This window comes from uncultured Arthrobacter sp., assembly GCF_902805515.1.
GTDB lineage: Bacteria > Actinomycetota > Actinomycetes > Actinomycetales > Micrococcaceae > Arthrobacter_D.
Window position 1 is genome coordinate 1 of record NZ_CADCTE010000197.1, and the last position, 21,493, is coordinate 21,493.

Annotated in this window: 19 protein-coding genes; 5 read left to right on the forward strand and 14 right to left on the reverse strand. The window is 69.9% G+C overall.

Annotation, left to right across the window (positions count from 1 at the left end):
* Positions 1-1,255, forward strand: a 1,255-nt coding sequence (locus QZX79_RS17600) for an ABC transporter ATP-binding protein (protein WP_294570432.1), incomplete at its 5' end; no start/stop codon positions are given.
* A gap of 21 nt (positions 1,256-1,276) precedes the next feature.
* Here the strand turns inward: QZX79_RS17600 and QZX79_RS17605 are convergent.
* Both QZX79_RS17605 and QZX79_RS17610 read right to left on the reverse strand, forming a co-directional pair.
* A complete protein-coding gene (locus tag QZX79_RS17605; protein ID WP_294570435.1) occupies positions 1,277-2,131 on the reverse strand; it encodes a VanW family protein in 855 nt (284 codons plus the stop codon).
* A 244-nt stretch (positions 2,132-2,375) separates the two neighbouring features.
* On the reverse strand, positions 2,376-4,019 hold the full coding sequence (locus QZX79_RS17610; protein WP_294570473.1) for a ribonuclease J: 1,644 nt from the start codon (positions 4,017-4,019) through the stop codon (positions 2,376-2,378).
* A 448-nt stretch (positions 4,020-4,467) separates the two neighbouring features.
* Between QZX79_RS17610 and QZX79_RS17615 the strand changes: the two genes are divergently transcribed.
* From QZX79_RS17615 to QZX79_RS17625, 3 genes are all read left to right on the forward strand, one after another.
* Positions 4,468-5,607, forward strand: a complete 1,140-nt coding sequence (locus tag QZX79_RS17615) for a GuaB3 family IMP dehydrogenase-related protein (RefSeq protein ID WP_294570438.1) — start codon at positions 4,468-4,470, stop codon at positions 5,605-5,607.
* A gap of 69 nt (positions 5,608-5,676) precedes the next feature.
* Positions 5,677-7,401, forward strand: a complete 1,725-nt coding sequence (locus QZX79_RS17620; RefSeq protein WP_294570440.1) for a glycerol-3-phosphate dehydrogenase/oxidase — start codon at positions 5,677-5,679, stop codon at positions 7,399-7,401.
* A 69-nt stretch (positions 7,402-7,470) separates the two neighbouring features.
* Positions 7,471-7,962, forward strand: a complete 492-nt coding sequence (locus QZX79_RS17625) for a PTS sugar transporter subunit IIA (RefSeq protein ID WP_294570442.1) — start codon at positions 7,471-7,473, stop codon at positions 7,960-7,962.
* Between the two features lie 96 nt (positions 7,963-8,058).
* Here the strand turns inward: QZX79_RS17625 and QZX79_RS17630 are convergent, their stop codons facing one another.
* Both QZX79_RS17630 and QZX79_RS17635 read right to left on the reverse strand, forming a co-directional pair.
* The gene (locus tag QZX79_RS17630) at positions 8,059-9,849 is read right to left on the reverse strand and encodes an ABC transporter ATP-binding protein (RefSeq protein ID WP_294570444.1); all 1,791 of its coding nucleotides are present in this window, start codon (positions 9,847-9,849) and stop codon (positions 8,059-8,061) included.
* Positions 9,842-11,563, reverse strand: coding sequence for an ABC transporter ATP-binding protein (locus QZX79_RS17635; protein ID WP_294570447.1), 1,722 nt, complete (start codon positions 11,561-11,563; stop codon positions 9,842-9,844). The genes QZX79_RS17630 and QZX79_RS17635 overlap by 8 nt, the downstream gene beginning before the upstream one ends.
* Positions 11,564-11,861: 298 nt before the next feature.
* Here QZX79_RS17635 and QZX79_RS17640 point away from each other — a divergent pair, with 298 nt between their 5' ends.
* Positions 11,862-12,692 (forward strand): sigma-70 family RNA polymerase sigma factor, encoded by an 831-nt coding sequence (locus QZX79_RS17640; protein WP_366485147.1) that lies wholly within the window; start codon positions 11,862-11,864, stop codon positions 12,690-12,692.
* Between the two features lie 71 nt (positions 12,693-12,763).
* On the opposite strand, the gene csrA is transcribed toward QZX79_RS17640, so the two are convergent.
* The 10 genes from csrA to QZX79_RS17690 all read right to left on the reverse strand — a co-directional run bounded on the left by csrA (position 12,764) and on the right by QZX79_RS17690 (position 21,143).
* Entirely contained in the window at positions 12,764-13,018 is a 255-nt protein-coding gene (csrA, locus tag QZX79_RS17645; RefSeq protein WP_294570450.1) for a carbon storage regulator CsrA, read from the reverse strand.
* A 9-nt stretch (positions 13,019-13,027) separates the two neighbouring features.
* Entirely contained in the window at positions 13,028-13,954 is a 927-nt protein-coding gene (locus QZX79_RS17650) for a hypothetical protein (RefSeq protein ID WP_294570453.1), read from the reverse strand.
* On the reverse strand, positions 13,929-15,977 hold the full coding sequence (locus tag QZX79_RS17655) for a flagellar biosynthesis protein FlhA (RefSeq protein WP_294570455.1): 2,049 nt from the start codon (positions 15,975-15,977) through the stop codon (positions 13,929-13,931). The genes QZX79_RS17650 and QZX79_RS17655 overlap by 26 nt, the downstream gene beginning before the upstream one ends.
* A gap of 63 nt (positions 15,978-16,040) precedes the next feature.
* Entirely contained in the window at positions 16,041-17,138 is a 1,098-nt protein-coding gene (locus QZX79_RS17660) for a flagellar biosynthesis protein FlhB (RefSeq protein ID WP_294570459.1), read from the reverse strand.
* Positions 17,139-17,897 carry a flagellar biosynthetic protein FliR gene (locus QZX79_RS17665; protein ID WP_294570461.1) on the reverse strand — a complete coding sequence of 253 codons (759 nt, stop codon included), beginning with the start codon at positions 17,895-17,897 and terminating at the stop codon, positions 17,139-17,141.
* Complete coding sequence (gene fliQ, locus QZX79_RS17670; RefSeq protein WP_120164881.1) at positions 17,898-18,173, reverse strand: flagellar biosynthesis protein FliQ; 276 nt, start codon at positions 18,171-18,173, stop codon at positions 17,898-17,900.
* 3 nt (positions 18,174-18,176) lie between these two features.
* Positions 18,177-18,905: a flagellar type III secretion system pore protein FliP gene (gene fliP, locus QZX79_RS17675; protein WP_294570478.1), complete on the reverse strand. Its 729-nt coding sequence runs from the start codon at positions 18,903-18,905 to the stop codon at positions 18,177-18,179.
* A 218-nt stretch (positions 18,906-19,123) separates the two neighbouring features.
* The gene (locus QZX79_RS17680) at positions 19,124-19,531 is read right to left on the reverse strand and encodes a flagellar biosynthetic protein FliO (RefSeq protein ID WP_120164883.1); all 408 of its coding nucleotides are present in this window, start codon (positions 19,529-19,531) and stop codon (positions 19,124-19,126) included.
* A 2-nt stretch (positions 19,532-19,533) separates the two neighbouring features.
* On the reverse strand, positions 19,534-20,241 hold the full coding sequence (gene fliN, locus QZX79_RS17685) for a flagellar motor switch protein FliN (RefSeq protein WP_294570467.1): 708 nt from the start codon (positions 20,239-20,241) through the stop codon (positions 19,534-19,536).
* The gene (locus tag QZX79_RS17690) at positions 20,238-21,143 is read right to left on the reverse strand and encodes a flagellar motor switch protein FliM (RefSeq protein WP_294570470.1); all 906 of its coding nucleotides are present in this window, start codon (positions 21,141-21,143) and stop codon (positions 20,238-20,240) included. Before QZX79_RS17690 ends, fliN begins: the two co-directional genes overlap by 4 nt.
* Between the last annotated feature and the right edge of the window lie 350 nt (positions 21,144-21,493).

Sequence of the window (21,493 nt, forward strand, 5' to 3'; positions counted from 1 at the left end):
CGTGTACCTGCAGTTCCGCCTCTCCCGGGAGCAGATGGCGCACTGGAACACGCAGGTGGACTCCCGCCGGCAGCGGCGCATGATCGAAACGAACATCATGCGCCCCCAGTACATCGCCGAGATCCGCCTCTACGGGGTGGTGGAGTACCTCATGCAGCTCCGCTCGCGGCTCCGCGAGGCCGACGAGCTGCGCCGGCTCGACTTCCAGCGCCGCTACATTCCCAAGCAGCTGCTCGCCGATGCCCTGCAGTACGGCGCGGAGGTGATCGCGCTGCTGTGGGTGGTCGGGCAGATCATCGCCCGCGCCCAGCCGGTCGGCCAGTTCCTCTACATCCAGCAGATCGTCAGCCGGGCCCTGGGCACCGCGAACGACCTGGTGAGCTCGCTGAGCTCCATCGACGAGGACCTGTCGAACCTCAAGGACTACGAGCAGTTCATGGAGCTGCCGGTCCCCGAGGCCACCGGTGAACCCCTGTCCGGGCCGCCCTCCCGGATCGACCTGAAGGACATCCGCTTCACCTACGCCGGCAGCGACCTGGAGGTGCTCAAGGGGATCTCCCTGAGCATCGAGCGCGGGCGGCACATCGCCATCGTGGGCGAAAACGGTGCGGGAAAGTCGACCCTCATCCGCATCCTGGCCGGGCTCTACCAACCAAGTTCGGGCGCGGTCCTGCTCGACGGGCGCGATCTGGACACGGTCGGAACCTCCTCCTGGCACCGCTACCTCGCGGTGATGTCCCAGGACTTCCTGAAATACGAGTTCGCGACGGCGGGAAACAACATCTACTTCGGCGACGTCGCCTCGCCCCGGGAGGAGGACCGGATCGAACGCGCGGCCGCCGACGCCGAGGCCGCGGACTTCATCCGCCGGCTCCCGAACGGCTTCGAGAACCACGTGAGCAACTGGATGGAGGACCCGCGGGGACGCAAGGGCAGCGGGCTCTCCGGCGGGCAGTGGCAGCGGCTGGCCATGGCCCGAAACCTCTACCGGGACGCGCCCTTCATTGTGATGGACGAACCCACCTCGGCCATCGACGCGCTGGCCGAGCACCGCATCTTCACCCGGCTCTTCGAGGACCGCTCACGGACCATCGTCGCCATCAGCCACCGGCTTGCCACGATCGAGAAGGCCGATGTCGTCTACATGCTCGAGGACGGGCGGGTCGTGGAGTCCGGCACGCACCGGGAGCTCGTGGAGCTGCGCGGCCGCTACTACCGGATGTTCGAGAGCCAGCTCCAGCCCACCGGGCCGTAGGACCCGACCCGGCAGGGTGCGTCAGCGGGCGACGGCGTGCCCGGCGGGTCGCGCCGGAAGGATCTCCGCCCGGATCAGCGACCGGTCGTAGGCGACCCGGCCCTCGTTCTCGAGGATCATTTCCTCGGAGACCTCCAGCCCGGTCCGCTTGTCGCGTTCGATCCGGTACACCTTGTTGTGCCGGTACACCTCCTTCCCGGCCTCATAGAAGTAGGCGTCGCGTTCGCGGATGTGGAACTTCATGGGCAGCTCCCGGTCTGCACGCAGTTCCCCGCTGAGGTACTCCTCGGAGGTCCGGGTCCGGAACTGGAAGGTGTAGGGAGTCCGGTTTTCGACCTGGTAGTCGAGGTAGTTGAAGGCGATCGAGGTGCCGGTGCCCCACGGGATCTGGCGGTTGTAGTCCGGGAACAGGTCAAGCCCGTTGTGGTGGTGGTGCTCGACGACGGTGAGCGGGCTGTGGAGGACCATCCAGTGGAGCAGGTTGGTGAACTGGCACATGCCTCCGCCGACGCCGCGGGTGGGCTTGCCGTTGCTGATGGTCAGGCCCTCTTTGTAGCCCTCCTTCGCCGAGCACCGGCCGGCGAGGCTCCAAAAGGAAAAGCGCTCACCGGGGGCGATGACAATCCCGTCGATTTTCGGGGCAGTGAGGCCCAGGCTGACCGCCTTGTTGTCCTGGAGCTCGGTCTCCACGTTCCCCAGCCGGCGACGGATCAGCGAGTTGTGCTTGTAGACGGTGGCGGGCAGAGACTCCGTCGAACGGGTCGAGGCGATTTCCATCCGCTGCCGGAAATTCCGCAGATGCCGCAGGAGGATCATCCGCTCCATGGCGATCCGGTAGGTCAACGGCGATATTTCGCCGAAGAGTTTTCTTGCCACTTATTTCCCCCAGTTGAACTAAATTCACCCGAAGTGTACCCACGGGCGGGGGAATTTCCGCATCGGGAGATGCTGTCCAGCGGGACGCCGGGACCCCGTCGGACGTGCCGGGGCTCCGCAGCGGGTGCAGCCCCGGGAGGCCGAGCCCGTCCGGTTAAATGCCGATCCCCGGCCCCGCGCCAAGGAGGCGTGGAACCGGGGAGCGGTGCTCACGGGAAATCGGTGCTGACCGGGGATCGTGCGGCTACGCGTCGACGACGATCGCGGTGATCACCGGGGTGCGGTTGTAGAAGCGCCGCATCCAGTTCGCGGTGGCGCGCTCGATGACGGCCTCCGGATCCAGGTTCCGGGCTCCGCGCCCGCCCTGCCGGCCGGAGGGCCCGTCGGCGAGGGCCTTCTCGACGGCGGTGCCCGCCTTTTCGAGGTCGGCCGGGTCGCACGAGAAGCCCTGGATGAAGAACTCCGGGGGCTCGGTCATGGTGCCGGTCTCGGCGTCGATGATGGCCAGGACCGTCACCGAGCCTTCCTCGGCGAGGCGGCGGCGCTCGCGCAGCGTCTCCTCGGTGATGCCACCGACGCTCGCGCCGTCGACGAACACGAGACCGGCGGGCACCTTGCCCGAGACGGTGGCGCGTCCGCGCTGGAGGTCGACGGTGACGCCGTCCTGGGCGATGATCACGTTGCGGGGCTCTACGCCGGTCGCGACGGCGATCTCGGAGTTGGCGCGCAGGTGGCGCCATTCGCCGTGCACCGGCATGACGTTGCGGGGCTTGACGATGTTGTAGCAGTAGGCGAGCTCGCCGGCGCTGGCGTGGCCGGAGACGTGCACCTTGGCGTTGCCCTTGTGCACGACGTTGGCGCCGATCTCGGTCAGGGCGTTGATGATGCCGTAGATGGCGTTCTCATTGCCCGGGATGAGCGAGCTGGCCAGCAGGACGGTGTCGCCCTCGCTGATCTTGATGGCGTGGTCGTTGTTGGCCATCCGTGAGAGGGCCGCCAGCGGCTCGCCCTGGGAGCCGGTGCAGATCAGCACGACCTTGTGGTCGTCGCTGCGCTCGAGTTTCTTGAAGTCCACCAGCAGGCCGTGGGGGATGTTCAGGTAGCCGAGGTCGGCGGCGATGGTCATGTTGCGCACCATCGAGCGGCCCACGAAGGCGACCTTGCGGCGGTGCCGGTGCGCGGTGTCGATGATCTGCTGGATGCGGTGGATGTGGCTGGCGAAGCTCGAGACGATGATCCGGCGCGGGGCGGTGCGGAAGACGGCGTCGATCGCGGGGCCGAGATCCTTCTCGGAGGTGGTGAAGCCCGGCACCTCGGCGTTGGTGGAGTCGGTGAGGAACAGGTCGACACCCTCGGCGCCCAGGCGGGCGAAGGCGCCGAGGTCGGTGATGCGGCGGTCAAGCGGGAACTGGTCCATTTTGAAGTCGCCGGTGTGGAGCACCATGCCGGCCGCGGTGCGGATCGCGACGGCGAGGCTGTCGGGGATCGAGTGGTTCACGGCGAAGAACTCGAGGTCGAACCCGCCCATGGTCGTGCGGTCGCCTTCCTTGACCTGGATGGTCTTGGGGGTGATGCGGTGTTCCTTGAGCTTGGCCTCGATGAAGGCCAGCGTCAGCTGGGAGCCGACGAGGGGGATGTCGGCGCGTTCGCGCAGCAGGTACGGAACGCCGCCGATGTGGTCCTCGTGGCCGTGGGTGAGGACGACGGCGACGACATCGTTGATGCGTTCGCGGATGTAGGAGAAGTCGGGCAGGATCACGTTGACGCCGGGCTGGTGGTCCTCGGGGAACAGGACGCCGCAGTCAACGATCAGCAGCTTTCCGCCGAATTCGAAGACGGTCATGTTTCTGCCGATTTCACCGATTCCGCCCAGGGCCACGATGCGCATTGCGCCCTTGGCGAGTGTCGGGGGAGTTTTCAGTGCGGCGGGTGTTTTATTCACGAATTGGTATTCTCTCGTCGATGTCGCGGCGGGCGGGCCGCCGCGTGGAATGGTCGTGCTCGAAGGGTGATGCTCAAAAAATAAATCCGCGCAGTCCGCGGGGACCGTCCGGTGCTGTTCCACCGGGTGGAGCGGTGCGAACCTCCGGGGCCCGGTGGCTGCGCCGGGTCGAATGGCCGAGGGAAACCGCCCGCTTCGTTGCGGTGCGGGGTGCCGGCGCCCGCAGTTCTGCTGCCCGGCCGGTGTTTTCCAGCAGTGTTCCTTTGTGCAACTCTATTCCGTGCGGGGGTAAGAGGGTTAATTGGGTCGGTCCGGCGGGGGTGCGGCCGCGGGCCGCAAGCCGGAGGGTATCCCCTGATGAGGGGGCCATGCGGGGCTGGGATAACCTAGAGCAGTGACTTACGAGATTGAAATTGGCCGGGCCAAGCGTGGACGCAGGGCGTACTCCCTCGACGATGTCGCCGTGGTGCCCTCACGGCGCACCCGCGATCCGCTCGATGTGTCGGTGAGCTGGCAGATCGACGCCTACCAGTTCGAGATGCCCGTGATCGCGGCGCCCATGGACTCGGTGATGTCACCGGCGACCGCGATCGCGCTGGGCCGGCTCGGCGGGCTCGGCGTGCTCAACCTCGAAGGCCTGTGGACCCGCTACGAGGATCCGCAGCCGGTGCTCGATGAGATCGCCGGGCTCAGCACCGAAAACTTCAGCCCCGCCGCCACCGCGCGCCTGCAGGAGATCTACGCGGCCCCCATCCAGGCCGACCTCATCACGAGCCGGCTGGCCGAGATCCGCGAGGCCGGCGTGACCGTCGCCGGGTCGCTGACCCCCCAGCGCACCCAGCAGTTCTACAAGACCGTCCTCGCCGCCGGCGTCGACATCTTCGTCATCCGCGGCACCACCGTCTCCGCGGAGCACGTGTCGAAGAACGAGGAACCGCTGAACCTCAAGCAGTTCATCTATGAGCTCGACGTCCCGGTGATCGTCGGCGGCGCCGCCGGCTACACCCCGGCCCTGCACCTGATGCGCACCGGTGCCGCCGGCGTCCTCGTGGGCTTCGGGGGAGGGGCGACGACGACGACCCGGCGGGCCCTCGGCATCCACTCCCCGCTCGCCTCGGCCATCTCCGATGTGGCCGCCGCCCGCCGGGACTACATGGACGAGTCCGGCGGACGATACGTGCACGTCATCGCCGACGGCGGCATGGGCGCCAGCGGCGACATCATCAAGGCCATCGCCATGGGCGCCGACGCCGTCATGCTCGGCTCGGCCCTGGCCCGCGCCGAGGAGGCGCCGGGGAAGGGTTGGCACTGGGGCCAGGAGGCCCACCACGCCGAGCTTCCCCGCGGCGACCGGTTCAACCTCGGAACCGTCGGCCCGCTGAAGGAAGTGCTGTGGGGCCCCTCCCACCACACCAACGGCACCTCGAACCTGATCGGCGCGCTGCGCCGCGCAATGGCGACCACGGGATACTCGGATCTCAAGGAGTTCCAGCGGGTGGAGGTTGTCCTTTCGCCCTATGTTTCGAACGATTGAGTGCGTTCCGGGCGGTTGAGTGCCTAAAGTTGGGGTACGCAGAACTCAACGTTCCGGAGGGTTACGGCAATGGCAGCAGGCGCACTCAGTCCCCAGTACCGCAGCGAGGCGCTTGAGGCGCTGAAGGCCACCAGCCGGCCGGGCGGAGAACTCGACATCCTGATCGTCGGTGGCGGAGTGGTGGGCGTCGGCTCGGCCCTCGACGCGGCGACGCGCGGACTGACCACCGGTATCGTCGAGGCCCGGGACTGGGCCTCGGGGACGTCCTCACGATCCTCGAAGCTGATCCACGGCGGGCTGCGCTATCTTGAAATGCTCGATTTCGCCCTGGTGCAGGAGGCACTGAAGGAACGCGGGCTGCTGATCCAGCGGATCGCCCCGCACCTGGTGAAGCCGGTGCCGTTCCTCTATCCGCTGGGCAAGCGCTTTGTCGAACGCCCCTACGTCGGGGCCGGCATCGCCCTCTACGACGCCCTGAGCATCGGCGGCGGGCACTCCCGCGGGGTGCCGTTCCACAAGCACCTCACCCGGCGCGGCACGCTGCGCGCGGCGCCCAGCCTGAAGAAAGACGCGATGGTCGGCTCCATCCGCTACTACGACGCGCAGGTCGACGACGCCCGGTACGTGGTGAACATGATCCGCACCGCCGTGCACTACGGGGCCCATGCGGCCAACCGGGTGAGCGTCGTGAACTTCCTGCGCGAGGGCGAGCGCGTCGTCGGCGCCCAGGTCAAGGACCAGGAGACCGGCGAGGAGTTCAGCATCCGCGCCAAGCAGGTCATCAACGCCACCGGCGTGTGGACCGACGAGACCCAGGCGATGGTCACCGACCGCGGGCAGCTCAAGGTCCGGGCCTCCAAGGGCATCCACCTCGTGGTGCCGCGCGACCGGTTCCAGTCCACCGTGGGCCTGATCCTGCGCACCGAGAAGTCGGTCCTGTTTGTCATCCCCTGGGGACGCCACTGGATCATCGGCACCACCGACACCAAGTGGGACCTCGACAAGGCCCACCCGGCGGCGTCGTCGCAGGACATCGACTACATCCTCGAGCATGTGAACAGGGTGCTGAACCGCCCGCTGACCCGCGAGGACGTCGAGGGCGTCTACGCCGGCCTGCGGCCCCTGCTGGCCGGGGAGAGCGACTCCACGGCGAAGCTGTCCCGTGAGCACATCGTCGCCCACCCGGTGCCCGGGCTCGTTGTCGTCGCCGGCGGCAAATGGACCACCTACCGGGTGATGGCCAAGGACGCCGTCGACGAGGCCTCGCGCGCCCTCGACGAGCGCGTTCCCGAAAGCTGCACCGACTCCGTTCCCCTGCTCGGAGCGGAGGGGTATAAGGCCGCGTGGAACATGCGGGCGAGGATGGCCGAGGCCGCGGGGATCCATGTGGCCCGGGTGGAGCACCTGCTCCAGCGCTACGGCACCCAGGCCGACTCCGTCCTTGAGCTGATCAAGGCCGACCCCGCGCTGGGTGAGCCGCTGCCCGGCGCCGACGACTACCTCGCCGCCGAGGCCGTCTTCGCCGTCACCCACGAGGGGGCGCGTCACATCGAGGACATCCTCACCCGCCGCACCCGGATCTCCATCGAGTCCTGGGACCGCGGCGTCTCGGCGGCTCCGGTCGTCGCCGAGCTGATGGGGCCGCTCCTGGGCTGGAGCGAGCAGCAGGTCAACCGCGAGGTGAAGCACTACCTCGCCCGCGTCCAGGCCGAGCGGCTCAGCCAGGAACAGCCCGACGACGAGTCGGCGGACAGCGCCCGCATGGGTGCTGAGGACATCGTCCCGGTAAGCTAGGGAGCGGCCGCGGCCGCGGTACGAACACCGCAGGGCATCGGCGGCCGCGGGCACGATGAGAGGCACAAATTGAGTGAGCTGTCCCTGGAGCTGCACGAGGCCGGGCTGACAACGCCGGACCTGGTGATCCTCGAGATGGAGGCCGGGTCCAAGGAGGATGCCAGCGCGCAGCTGGCCGCCCGCATGTACGCCGCGGGCAGGATCACGGACCTCGACGCGTTCCTCGAACAGGTCAACTCGCGGGAACACCAGATGGCCACCGGCCTGCCCGGCGGAGTCGGCCTGCCGCACGCCCGCAGCGAGTATGTCTGCCAGACCTCCATCGGAGTCGGCATCACCAAGTACGGGCACAGCCTCGACTTCGGCGCCGTCGACGGCCCCGCCACCCTCGTGCTGCTCATCGCGACCCCCGCCTCGTCCTTCTCCGAGCACCTTGAGGTGCTCGCCACCATCGCCCGCAGCCTGTTTAAGGAAAACTTTCGGGACTCCCTGCGGCGGGCCCACGACGAAGAGGTCATCGCCGAACTGATCAACTCCTCGCTGGTGTTCTTCGACCACTGAGGGCGCCGGGCCGAGCCCCGGCATCGGCCGCGCCCCGGCGCCGGCCACCCCGGGCATCCGGGCGCCGACGCGCGGGCGCCGGGCACGCCGTGCCTGCTATTCGGTGCGCCAGGAGCGCCACAGCGAGGCGTAGGCGCCGTCGAGGGCCAGCAGTTCCTCATGGGAGCCGAGTTCGGTGATGTTGCCGCCCTCGACCACCGCCACCCGGTCGGCGTCGTGGGCGGTGTGCAGGCGGTGGGCGATGGCGATCACCGTCCGGCCCTCGAGGACGACGCTGAGCGAACGCTCGAGGTCCCGCGCGGACTGCGGGTCGATGAGCGAGGTGGCCTCGTCGAGGACCAGGGTGTGCGGGTCGGCGAGAATCAGCCGGGCCAGGGCCAGTTCCTGCGCCTGGGCCGGGGTCAGCTCGTGGGCGCCGGAGCCGACCTCGGTGTCGATCCCCTCCGGCAGGGCGGCGGCCCAGGACAGCGCACCCACCGACTCCAGCGCGCCGGCGATCTCCGCTTCGGAGGCATCGGCGCGCCCCAGCCGCACGTTGTCGGCGACCGAGCCGACAAACACATGGTGCTCCTGGGTGACCAGGGCGACCTCGCGGCGCAGGTCGTCGAGGGGGCGGTCCACCAACGGCACTCCGCCGACGGTGACCGACCCTGAGGTGGGCGGGTGGATCCCCGCGATCAGGCGGCCCAGCGTGGACTTGCCGGCGCCCGAGGGCCCGACGACCGCCAAACGTTCCCCGCGCCGCAGGGTCAGGTCCACGCCGTGGAGCACGTTGTGGCCCGGCCGGTAGGCGTAGGTGGCCCCGGAGACGCGGATGTCCCCGTTCACCGGTGCTTCATCCGTCGCCGTGCGGTCCGGAGGCACTTCCTTCACCCCGATGATCCGGGCCAGCGACGCGGCCCCGACCTGGATTTCATCGGTCCACATGATGAGCAGGTCCACGGGATCGATGAGGCGCACGGCCAGCAGGGCCACCGCGGCGACGGCCCCGGGGGTCACGACGTCGAGGGAGGCCAGCCAGCCGCCCCACACCAGCACCCCGGCGACGGGCAGCCAGAATGCGATGTCCGCCGCGGGGAAGAGGACGCTGCGCAGCCACAGCGTGTACCGCTCGGCGCGGTAGCTGTCCGCCAGGGCGGCGTCGATGGTGGCCCTGCGCGCGCCGCCCAGGTCCAGGGCGTCAACGGTCCGCGCCCCCTCGATGGTTTCGGTCACGGCGCCGTTGATCACCGCGTAGGTCTCGCGTTCCCTCTGGTACCCGGCCGAGGAGCGGGACAGGTACCACCGTGTCACCGGATAGAGCAGGGGAAGGCCCGTCAGCAGGGCCACCGACAGCAGCGGGGAGGCGACGACGGCGGCCGCCAGCGTCAGCACGATGGTCACCACCGACACCACGACCTGCGGCACCCCGAACCGCACCGTGTGCGAGACGGCGTCGATGTCGTTCGTGGTGCGGGCCACCAGGTCGCCGGTGCCGGCCTTCTCCACCGTCGACAGCGGCAGCGCGGTGACCTGCTCCATAAAGTCCTCACGCAGCCGGGCGAAGACCCGTTCGCCGAACACCATGCCGGACCGCACGGCGAACCGGCGCAGGAGGGACTGCAGGAGCAGGGAACCGAGCATCGCCAGCGAGACCCAGGTGACGAATTCCCGGGTGGTGCCGGCGAGGACGGCGTCCACGACGACGCCCAGCAGCAGCGGACCGGCGAGCCCGGCCACGGCCGAGCCCACGTACAGGGCCACCACGGCCGCCAGGCCGCGGCGGTGGTGGCGGATCAGGCGGGCCGCCTCGGCGCGTACGGCACGCGCGCCGGCCACCGGGAGGCGGTCCGGTTCCCCGCCGCGCTGCCCGGCGTCCGGGCCGGTGCGGGTTGCTGTTTCACTCACTGCGGATCACAACATTTCGGTAGTTCGGATTGCCTGCCATCAGGTCGCGGTGGGCGCCGGCCGCGCTGACCCTGCCGTCCTCGAGGAAGACCACCGAGTCAACGGTCCCCAGGAGCAGGGGACTCGCGGTCACCACCAGCGTGGTGAGGCCGGGGCGGGCCCGCTCCCTGCGGAAACCGGCGGCGATCCGGGACTCGGTGTGGGCATCGACGGCGCTCGTCGGCTCGATAAGGATCAGGGTCTCCGCGCGGGTGAGCAGCGCCCGGGCCAGCACGATGCGCTGGCGCTGGCCGCCGGAGAACCCGCGGCCGCGCTCGGTCACCGCGGTGTCGAGGCCGTCCTCCACCCCGTCCAGGATGTCCAGGGCGCTGGCGGCCTGCAGGGCATCGAGGATGGCGGCGTCGTCATGGCGCTGCTGCGGGTCAAGCTGGGACCGCAGGGAACCGGTGAAGAGCTGGGGCGCCGCTTCGCTGACGACGATGCGGCGGCGGATCTCCGCCAGCGCCACCGAGCCCAGGCCCACCCCGCCCCAGCGGATGCCGTCCGCGCCGGGCGCGGCGTCGTCGAAGCGTCCGAGCCGGGTGGCGACGGCGGCCGCGTCGTCGGGGTCCGCCGAGACCAGTGCAGTGATCCGGCCCGGCTCAAGAACCAGCCCGCTCGCGGTGTCCAGCAGGGCCGCACCGGGAGCCGGGGGCGGCACCGGCGCGGGAGCGTCGGAGACCGAGGGTTCCACCCGGAGCACGGCGAGGATCTTCCGGGCCCCGACCTGGGCACGGATGGTCCGTGACACGGCGTCGGCCGCGGTGCGGATCGGGGTCACGAGGAACACCGAGAAACCGTAGAGCGCGACGAGCTCACCGGGCGAGATGGTGCCATCGATCACCAGGCCGGCGCCGACCCAGGTGAACACCACGCTGAAGGCACCCGCGATGAACACCTGGGACGCCTCGAGGTCGGCGAGGGAGCGGGCGACGCGGATGCCCGAATCGCGGGTCGCCGCGGACCGGGCGCGGTAGCGGCGGACGAAGATGTGCTCGCCGCCGATGCCGCGCAGTACCCGCAGCCCGGCGACGGTGTCGGCCCCCACCGCCGTCATCTTCCCCGAGTCGGCCCGCTGCTCGCGCTGGCGGGCCTGCAGCGGGCGCACCACGAACAGCAGCAGGGCGCAGCACGCCGGAACGCCGGCGAGCACCAGAAGCCCCAGCTCGGGGGAGGTGCCGAAGATCAGGGCGCTGACCACGAGCCAGGCCGCGAAGGCGCCGGCAAGCCGGGCCGAGACGTCGAAGATCTCGCCGAGCCGGAAGGTGTCCGACGCGGCGGTCGAGACAACCTCTCCGGTGGAGAGGGTGTTCGGCAGCGCGTCACCGGTGCGGGTGACGTGGTGTCCGACCAGCTGAACCGACCGGAAGGAGGCCTGGAGCCAGTTGCTGACGGCGACGCGGTGCCCGAAGGTGTCGGCCGCGGCCTGCACCACCATCAGCCCCAGCAGGATCAGGACCTCGACCGCGAGGGCGCGGCCGTTCCCGGCCAGGATGCCGCGGTCCACGGCCCGGCCGAGGAAGAAGGGCATGAGGGCCTGCGCCACCATCCACACCGCGCCGAGCAGGGCGCCGGCGGCCAGCGTCGCCTTCTGCTTCGACGCAAGCCACACCAGGAACCGGGTGGGGGAGCGGAGGTCCGGCGGGCCGGAATCGGGGTAGGGAAAGGAGCGCACGAACAGTCATCCTAGACCGGTTTCCACCCCATTGATAGAGGTTTCCCAATCGCTTCGGCGGGGGCGGAAACGGGCGGCTCCTCCGCTCCCTCCGGCGATGCTCTGGATATCCGCAGGATCGGCGCAGTATTTCAGTAGGAATTCCACGCTGTTTTTGCACCTTGCTATTTCGGCCCTGTACGGAGTCTTACTGTTGGAAAACCGGGAATTTCACCGGCCATTGCCCCCGGGGACCCGGAGTCCGGCCGGCGAAAATCCACAGCCACCGGCGCGGATTGCAAATCGTGTTTATGAGGGGATGTCCGAGTTGAACCGTGAAGAACGCAACAAGATGATTGTGGAGAATCTTCCGCTGGTTGGATATCTTGTCTCGGAAATCTGCGCACGGTCCCCCCACCTCTCACGCGAGGACCTCGCCGGTGCCGGCGCCCTCGCGCTCGTCTCCGCCGCCCAGTCATTCGACCCCTCTTACGGCGTAAAGTTCGGCACCTTCGCCCGGCGGCGCATCCTCGGCGCCTTCGCCGACGACATGAGGGCCTCGGACTGGGCCAGCCGGGACACCCGCCGGCGGATCAAGGAGACCCTCGCGGTGTCCGAACTGCTCACCGGGGCACTGCAGCGCAACCCTACGGTCGGCGAGATCGCCGAGGTGCTGGGCGTCGGACGCGACGCGGTGGCCGCGACCCTGGCCGACGCCTCACGCACCGTTTCGACCCTGGACGAGAACGCGCCGGAGTCGCTCACCGCCGTCATGGCCACCCCCGAGGAATCCCTGCTGGTCTCCGAGCAGGCCCAGGTTCTGCGGGCAGCGGTACAGGCCCTGCCCGACAAGATGCGTTACATCATCGAGCAGACCTACTTCGAGGACCGCCCGGTCAAGGACCTGGCCGAGGAGTTCGGGTCCACCCACTCGGCGGTGTCCCAGCAGCGGGCCGAGGCCATCCGGCTGCTGCGCGACGGGATGGCTGCGGTGTATTCCGACACCGACGGCGCCGCACCGGCGCCGGAGTCGCGCGTCGCCCCCGCCCGGCGCACCGCCTATCTCAATTCCCTCGCGGCGCGGACCCGGGGTGGATCCACCCTGAGCGTCCCGGTGCGGCTGGCCGCCATGGCGCCCGTTTCCGCCTGAGGCCCCGGCACCCGCCGGAGCGCCGCGGAGCCTTGGGGTTTCAGAAGTCTCGGGGCCCAGACGTCAGGAGTCTAGGAATCAGTCTCCGTTTCGGGGTCCCTGCGGCCCAGCAGCGCCTTGAGCTGTGATTCGGCATCCGCATCGGAGACATTGGCCGAAAGATTCGCTTCGATCACGGCCTGGAGAATCTCGCCGCGCTGGATCTTAACCCCCCGCGGCGCCTCGATCCCAATCTTGATGCCATCACCGCGCGATTCGAGAATGGTAATGACGATATCCTCGCCGATATGAATCTTCTCGTTGAATTTCCGCGTTAGTACCAGCACAGTGAAAGCCTATCTTTGAATCCGCGTCGGAGGGAAAACTGCGGTCGGGTGGGCGGCCGGAGACGGGCCCGCAGGCCGCGCCGGAACCTCCGGGACGTCGTCCACCCAGCTGACCGGAAAGCGCAGTGCCTGGACCGTTTCGGGGGTGGCAGTGTCACGGTGGGAAAAGGCCGCAACGGCGTCGGGTTCGGCCACCGCCTCGACGGCCTCAACCCACGCCACCGTGTCCCCGTGTTTGCGGGTGGCATCCACGGCCAGCCACAGCTGGTCGAATCCCACAAGGGCCAGCGCGGGCAGGTGGACAAAGGCCTCGGAGGGGTAGCCCAGCCCGAAGGCGACGACCACCGGCGCCCCGGCGAGCACCCCGCCGGCCCGCGCCTCGGTGGCGGCACGCCGGTCCGCCACGTGGGCCAGCCCCTCGACCCGCAGCGCCCCGGCCGTCAGCAGGGCCGCCGGAGCCCCCGGCGCCAGCAGGGACCGTCCCGCCTCGAGGGCGTCGCGGCCGGGCCCGGCCACGACGATGAGGTCGCCCGGCCCGTCCAGGGGCCGCGGCAACCGGTGAGCGGCCGCCGTCGGCCCTCCGGCACCCGCCGCGGGATCGACGGCGGACTCCAGGTCCTTCAAAAAGGAGGAGAACTCTCCGGATTCCGTTGACACCGGCACGGCGTTGAGGGCCGCCTCGGCGGTGTCCGCGTCCGCCAGCAGGGCAGCGATGCCGGTGCGCTTGACCACCGGAAGGGGATCGGTCGACGGGGCGGCGGCGTCGGGCAGTTCGACCGTGACCTCGTAGTGGTGCCGGGCCAGGAATCCCCCCAGCCCGCCCACCGTGACGGCCTCGGCCCGGACAATCACTGCCTCGGGGCCGTACTCGGCCCGGACCTGCCGGCGGAGCGCCTCGATCGACGGGCCGCTAAGGTGAAACCGGTTCAGCGCCACGGACCACTCCTATCGTCTCGATGGGCACGTTGGCCGCCTGGGCCTCCTGATAGGACAATACCGGCAGTCCCCCCACCCGGGCGGAGACCAGCCGGCGCACCGCGGGGCGGATCAGCGGCGCGCAGACCAGGACGGGCTCGTGGCCCTGGTGCCCGGCCGCCGCCACGGTGGCGTGGAGGGAGGCCAGGACCGCCTCGATGCGGTTCGCGTCGAGGAGGATCTGGCTGCCGCCCTCGGCCGGGCGCAGGCCCTCGAGCATCGACTGTTCGAGGCCCGGCTCGATCATCACCACGCTCAGCTGGCCGCCGCTGAGATGGCGCACCGCCAGCGCCGGCCCCAGGGCGCGCCGGGCCGCCTCGATCAGCCCCTCGGGGTCCGTGGAGACCTTGGCCCGGAGGGTGAGTGCCTCGAAGATGCGCGGCAGGTCGTTGATGGGCACATGCTCCTCAAGCAGGCCCTGCAGGACCCGCTGGACCTCGGCGAGGGAGAGCAGCCCGGGGACCAGTTCGTCCACCGCCGACGGGCTCGCCTCCTTGACGCTCTCGGTGAGGAGCCGGACGTCCTCTCGGGTCAGCAGGCGCGCTGCATTGGCCGTCACGATCGAGGAAAGGTGGGTGATGAGCACCGATACCCGGTCGATGACCGTCGCCCCGGTCATCTGGGCGCTGTGCGCCATGCCGGCCGGCACCCATTTGCCCGGCAGCCCGAACACCGGTTCCATGGTCGCGGTCCCGGGCAGGGCGTCGAGCGCATCGCCCAGGGCGAGCACCTTGCCCGCCGGGGCCTCCCCGCGGCCTGCCTCCACGCCGCCGATGCGGATGGCGTAGGTTCCCGGCGGCAGGTCGATGCTGTCGCGGGCGTTGACCGGCGGCAGCACGAACCCGAGGTCCATGCCGATCTTCTGGCGCAGGCTGCGCACCCGGGCCAGGAGGTCGTCCGAGGCGCCGGTGACGGTGTCCACCAGGTCCGCCGCGAGCAGGATCTCCAGGGGCTGGACGCGGAGCCTGCGGATGAGCTCCTCGGGCGATTCCGGGGCCGGTTCGACGGCGGCCGCGGCCTCCCGTTGGGCTGCGGCCGCGGCGGCGGTCTCGGTGGCCTTGATCTTCCGCGAGGCGAAGATCAGCGCCCCGCCGATGAGCAGGAACGGCAGTTTCGGCATGCCCGGGATCAGGGCCAGGGCCACGGCCGCGGTGCCGGCGATCAGCAGGGCGTTGCGGGACTGCGCCACCTGGTTCGAGGCGGTGGTGCCCATGTCGGCCTCGGCGTTGGATCGGGTGACGATCATGCCCGTGGCCACCGCCATCAGCAGCGCCGGGATCTGGGTGACCAGGCCGTCACCGATGGTGAGGATGGCGTAGGTGCGCAGTGCCTCCCCGGCGGGCATGCCGTGCATGGCCATGCCGATGGCCACCCCGCCCACCAGGTTGATGATCAGGATCACGATGCCGGCGATCGCATCGCCCTTCACGAACTTCGAGGCCCCGTCCATGGCTCCGTAGAAGTCGGCCTCGGCGGAGACCTCGGCCCGGCGTTCCTTGGCCTGTTCATCGGTGACCAGGCCGGCGTTGAGGTCGGCGTCGATGGCCATCTGCTTGCCGGGCATTGCGTCGAGGGTGAAGCGCGCACCGACCTCCGCGACCCGCTCGGCGCCCTTGGTGACCACGAGGAACTGAATGACCACGAGGATCAGGAAGATCACGCTGCCGATGATGATGTTCCCGCCCACGGTGACCTGCCCGAACGCCTCGATGATCTTCCCGGCGTGGGCCTCCCCAAGGATCAGGCGGGTCGAGGCGACGTTCAGTCCGAGACGGAACAGCGTGGCCACCAGCAGCAGCGAGGGGAACACCGAGAAGTCCAGCGGCTTCTGGACGAACATCGAGGTCAGCAGCACCACCAGCGCCAGCAGGATATTCACGGCGATCAGGAAGTCGAGCAGGCCTGCGGGAACGGGCACGATGAGCAGCATGATGATGCCGACCACGCCGATCGGCACCGCGAGGCGGGCGAGCTTGGAATTCATGATGCGCTCCTTCGGGGGAGGACTCGGGGCAGGACTCGGGGGAGGTGGTGGGGGGCGGAGGTCTCAGTCAAGGAAGGACCCCTTCCGGAAGGCCCGGTGGATGCCGGCGGCGCTGCCGCGCTGCTTCAGCCGCAGGACGAAAGCCAGGACCCCGGCGACGGCGGTGTAGAACTCGGCGGGGATCTCCTGGCCCAGTTCGCACGCCCCGTGCAAAGCCCGGGCCAGCGGAATGTCCTGCACCAGCGGGACCTTCTCCTGCTCGGCCTTCTCGCGGATCTTCAGGGCCACCGGGCCGGCCCCCTTGGCGACGACCCGCGGTGCGGAGACCCCGGCCTCGTACTTGAGGGCAACGGCCACGTGGGTGGGGTTGACCAGGACGACGTCCGCCCCGCCGACGGCCGCGATCATGCGGTTCCGGGACAGGGCCATCTGCCGGGCCCGCCGCTGGGACTTGATCAGGGGGTCGCCGTCCGTGCTTTTGTTCTCGTCCTTGACCTCCTTGCGGGTCATCCGGGTCTTCTTCCGGTTGCGCCGGCCCACCACGAAGACGTCGGCGAGGGCGAGCACCACCCCGGCCAGGATGGCGAACCGCAGCAGCGCGGCGACGCCGCCGCCGGTGGCCGAGAGCAGCGCGGCCACCGGCATCCCGCCGGCGCTCATCAGGGTGGGCATGAGCCCCTGGACCACCCAGTACAGGACCGCTCCGAGGACGGCGGTCTTGAGCAGCGCCTTCACCCCGTTCCACAGGGCCTGCATCCCGAAGGTGTTCTTGACCCCGGTGACCAGGTTGAACTGTTCAAACTTTCCGCGGAACTTCTTGAACTGGATCCCGCCCTGGCCGGCCGCCCCGGCCAGGACCGCTCCGACGACGGCGAGCAGCATGGGGAGCAGCGTTCCGGCCATCGAGGCCAGGGCCTCGCCGAGGACGCCCAGGGCGATGCCGGGCTCCGGCGCCGCCGCGATGGTGCGGACGCTGAAGAGCTGGTCGGCCGCCGCGTCGGCGCCCCGGGAGATGGTCGAGGGGAGCATCACCGCGGCCGCGCCGATGCCCAGCCAGGCGGTCAGGTCGGAGGATTTGGACAGCTGTCCCTTATCGCGGACCTCCTTCATCCGCTTGTCGGTGGCCTGTTCGGTCCGTTCCTGGGAGGAATCGTCGGCCATCTATCCCACACCTCCCAGCAGCGCCAGGGCGTCCAGGGTGAGCGCGGACACGATCCGCGGCAGGGCGAGCATGACGACGGAGCCGAGGACGAGGGCCAGCAGGATCTTCAGCGGGAACCCGAGGGCGAAGGCATTGAGGGCCGGCGCGACCCGGTTGAGCAGGCCGAGGCCGACGTCGGAGAGGAAGAACACGACGAGCAGCGGGCCGGCGATCTGGACCGCGGCCAGGAACATCCCGGTGACCGCGGTGATGATCGCCGCGACCGGGTCGGCGAGGAAGACCCCGCCGCCCAGCGGGATGGCGGTAAAGCTGCGGATCAGCCCGCCGAGGATCAGCTGGTAGGCGTCGGAGGAGAACATCAGGGCCAGGGCGGTCATCTGGAACAGCCGGGTGAACTGGGCGCCGTTGATCAGCGAATGCGGGTCGAAGGCCTGGGCCATCTGGAACCCGCTCATCAGGTCGATCAGGCCGCCGGCGGACTGGATCGCGGCGAACACCAGGTACACGAGGAAGCCCATGAGCACCCCGGCGCCGATCTCAAGCACCAGCGCGCCGAAGAACGCCGCCGTGCCCCGATCGATGTAGCCGGGGGTGACGGCGGGGGAGACGGCCAGGGCCAGGCCGAGGGCCAGCATCACCTTGATGCGCGCCGGAAACGCGGTGTAGGAAAACGGCGGGGCGATGACCAGGAAGGACACCATGCGCACGCCGGCGAGCATCACCGGTTCGAGCCAGCCGAGGTTCAGCGCCAGTTCCACTCAGCCTCCCTCGAGCAGGGAGGGGATCTTGTCGAACAGGGCGTGGGTGAAGGACACCATCTCCGCGATCATCCAGTGCCCGGAGATCAGCAGCACGACGCCCACGGCGGCGGCCTTGGGGACGAATGAGAGGGTGACTTCCTGGATCTGGGTGATCGACTGCAGCAGGGAGATCCCGAACCCCACGGCGAGGGCGGTGATCAGGACCGGCGCGGCGAGCTTGGCGGAGACCCACAGGCCCTGCAGGCCGATGTCGAGGACGGCGTTGGTATCCATGGCTCAGGCGTAGCTTCGAATGAGTGCGGTGACGATCAGGCCCCAGCCGTCGACGAGGATGAACAGCAGGATCTTGAACGGCAGGGAGATGATCACCGGGGGCAGCATCATCATGCCCATCGACATCAGCGCCGAGGACACGACGAGGTCGATGACCAGGAAGGGGATGAAGATGACGAAGCCGATGATGAACGCGGCCCGCAGCTCCGAGATCATAAACGCCGGGATCAGGGTGGTCAGCGGCACATCCTCGGGGGTGGCCGGGTTGTCCATCCCGGCGGCCCGGGTCATCAGGGCGATGTCCTCCTCGCGGGTGAACTGGAGCATCCACTGCTGGATCGGGCCGGCAGCCTCCGTGTAGGCCTCCTGGAAGGTGAAGTCGCCGTCGAGGTAGGGCTGCACGGCGCCGCTGTTGATGTCCCCCAGCACCGGGCCCATGATGAAGAACGAAAGGAACAGCGCCAGCCCGGCGATGACCTGGTTCGGCGGGATCGAGGGCAGCGACAGGGCGTTGCGCGTCATCACCAGCACCACGAAGATCTTCGTGAACGAGCTCATCATCAGCAGCAGGGACGGCGCGACGGTGAGCAGCGTGATGCCCAGCAGCGTCACCACAGCCGAGGAGGGGGTGCCGTTGGGGCCGTTGATCACCACCGACCCGTCGCCGTCCGGCCCGGAAGGATCGGTGGGCGGGGCCGGAGGCGCCGGGTCCACCGGTGCCGTGGGGTTCAGCGGATCAGGGGAGGCCGGCGCGGGGGCCTCGGGAGTCGGCTGGAACGGGGCCGGATCGGCCGGGGCGGGGACCACGGGCGCGGGCACGGGCGGCTGCGGCGGGGGAAACTGGACGGCGGAGGCGGCGGGCGCCTGCAGGAGCAGCAGGAGAACCCCTGCGGCGAAGGCCAGCAGGGCAAGGGGGAAGCGAAGCGCGGCGCGGCGCGGCGGCAGGCACCTCACCCCTTCGGCCCGCCGAGGCCGGCGGTGAGGACCTGCTTCAGCGCCGCCGGCGACAGGATGGACCCGGTAGGCGCCGCCGAGCGGTGCTTGCCGGCGGTGGCCTGGTGCAGGACGCGCGAAAACGCCTCGGCGCCCTGCCCGGCGGTCTCCGGGGCGGGGGCGTCGGAGGTGGACAACACGGTGACCGACTGCTCGGTGACGCCGAGCAGGAGGCGCTGGCCTCCGGTCTCGACGACCACCACGGAGGCCTTGGACCCGACGCCCTGGCGGGCGAGGACCGTCAGCAGCTTCTCCCCGGTCGCCGCGCCGACCGTACGCCGGGCGTACCGGTGCGCGAGCACAAGGACCACCAGCACGGCGCCCAGGGCGAGCAGCACCCTCAGGATGAGGATGAGTGAATCCATCGTCAGTTAACGCCCTCTGCGACGTCGAGGATCTTGGTGATGCGCACGGCGAAGTCCTGGTCCACTACGACCACCTCGCCGTGGGCGATCAGCCGCCCGTTGAGCAGGACATCCGCGGGTGCGCCCGCCGACCGGTCAAGCTCAACCACTCCGCCGGGCTCGAGGTTGAGCACGTCGCGCACGGACATCCGGGTCCGCCCGATCTCCACGGTCAGGGCCATCTCGACGTTGTTGATGCGGCCGAGCTTGCCGGCCACCGACTCCCCGGAGACCGGGGTGGGGTTGAGGGTTCCGTACTCGCGGACCCGGATGGCGAACCAGCCCGCCGTTCCGCCGCCGGAGGTGAGTTCGAACACCGTCGTCTCCGGGTCGGCGAACAGGGCCGAGGCGTCCTCGATCCGGGCCTCGCCAAGCACCCCTCCGCCGAGCACTCCGGCCGCCGCCTCGAGGGCGGGGCGCAGCACGTCCTTGAAGGAGACAAGCGGGGTGTCGGTGCCGGCGGCAGCGACGAGGGACCCGGTGCCCTCGAGCACGACGGCGAGGTCCGCCGAGCGGGTCCCCACGTAGGCGGCGGTGACCGCGCCGGCCGCGCGGGCGGCGGCGGCGGTGCGGTCCGGGGCGGGAACCGCGCTGACCGGGGCTGCGGAGGGAAGCAGCCCGACCAGCGCCTCGGCGGCGGAGTCCTTGAGGGTGGCAACGGAAACGGTCATGCGGGGTTCTCCTCGGTATCGACGATCTGGGCCGCCAGTCGGGCGCCGTTCCGGCCCAGGCCGGCCCGGGCGATGCGCTGTCCGGCGATGCGGACCTCAAGGGGCCGCCGTTCGGGATGGTTCAGGGGAATCAGGTCTCCCACCGCGAGGCGGAGGATGGCCTCGGGCCTCACGGTCACCGGCATCAGGCCCACCGACACCTCGACGGGGACCCACGCCATCTGCTGGCGCAGCAGCTCCGCGGCGTTCTCGGGGGACGTCGTCGGGTTTGTCGCCCCGAGCTGCGGCAGGACGGTTTCGGCAGGCAGGGCCACGGTCCCCTCGGCGGTGTTCTCCCCGACCCGGAGGGTGAAGGTGGCGACCACCATCAGGTCCGACGGCGCGGCGGCCTGGGCGAACTGGGCGTTGTACTGGATGGAGTTGAAGCTCAGCGGCATGGGCAGCAGGGAACCGAAGGAGTAGCGCAGGTCCTCGAGGGCGTCCTCCATGAGCCGCTTTACGAGGGCCTGTTCGATCTGGGTGAACTTCCGGCCCGGCGCGGGCTGGCTGCCGTTGCCGCCGAGCATGCGCCCCACCCAGGCCAGGGCCGAGGAGGTCGGGAACTGGATGATCGCCTGCGACTCGTAGTCCTCGAGCCGGCACAGCACCATGGCCGTGGTCGCGGGCAGGGACGCGGCGTATTCGTCGTAGGTCTGCATCAGGACCTGGTGGGTGGTGACCTGCGCCTTGACGCGCACCTTCGCCGTCAGCTGCGTGCCCCACTGCCGGGCGAAGGTCTCGAAGGCCACTTCCAGGGCGCGGCTGTGCTCGCGGGCGAGCGTCGTGGGCCGGCGGAAGTCGTACACCTCGACCGTGCGTGCGGGCTCGGGCAGGAGGGTTTCCTGAAGGTTGGAGGGGGTCACGATAATCACTATCGGCGGCCCGGCCCGGCCCGTAAGCCGTTGCGGCCTCCTCATCGGGCGGCGGCCCGTGCGGGTGCCCGCCGCCGTCGTTGAACTGCGGTCGAGCCGCCGCCGGGCCGAGCCGGGTCGAGCCGCGCCGGGCCGTGCCGCGTACCGGACGCCCGGGTGCCCGGGTCCCCGGGTGCCCGGCGTGACCGTCTGCCCGCGGGCGGGCCATCAGCGGTCAGGGGCGCTGTGCGGCCACTTCCGGAATCAGGGACCGGACGCTCTCCGGCTGGTCGGAGAGCACGACGATGTCGACCCGCCGGTTGAGCTTCAGGTCGGCCTCGGTGCGGCCATCGTTCAGGGGC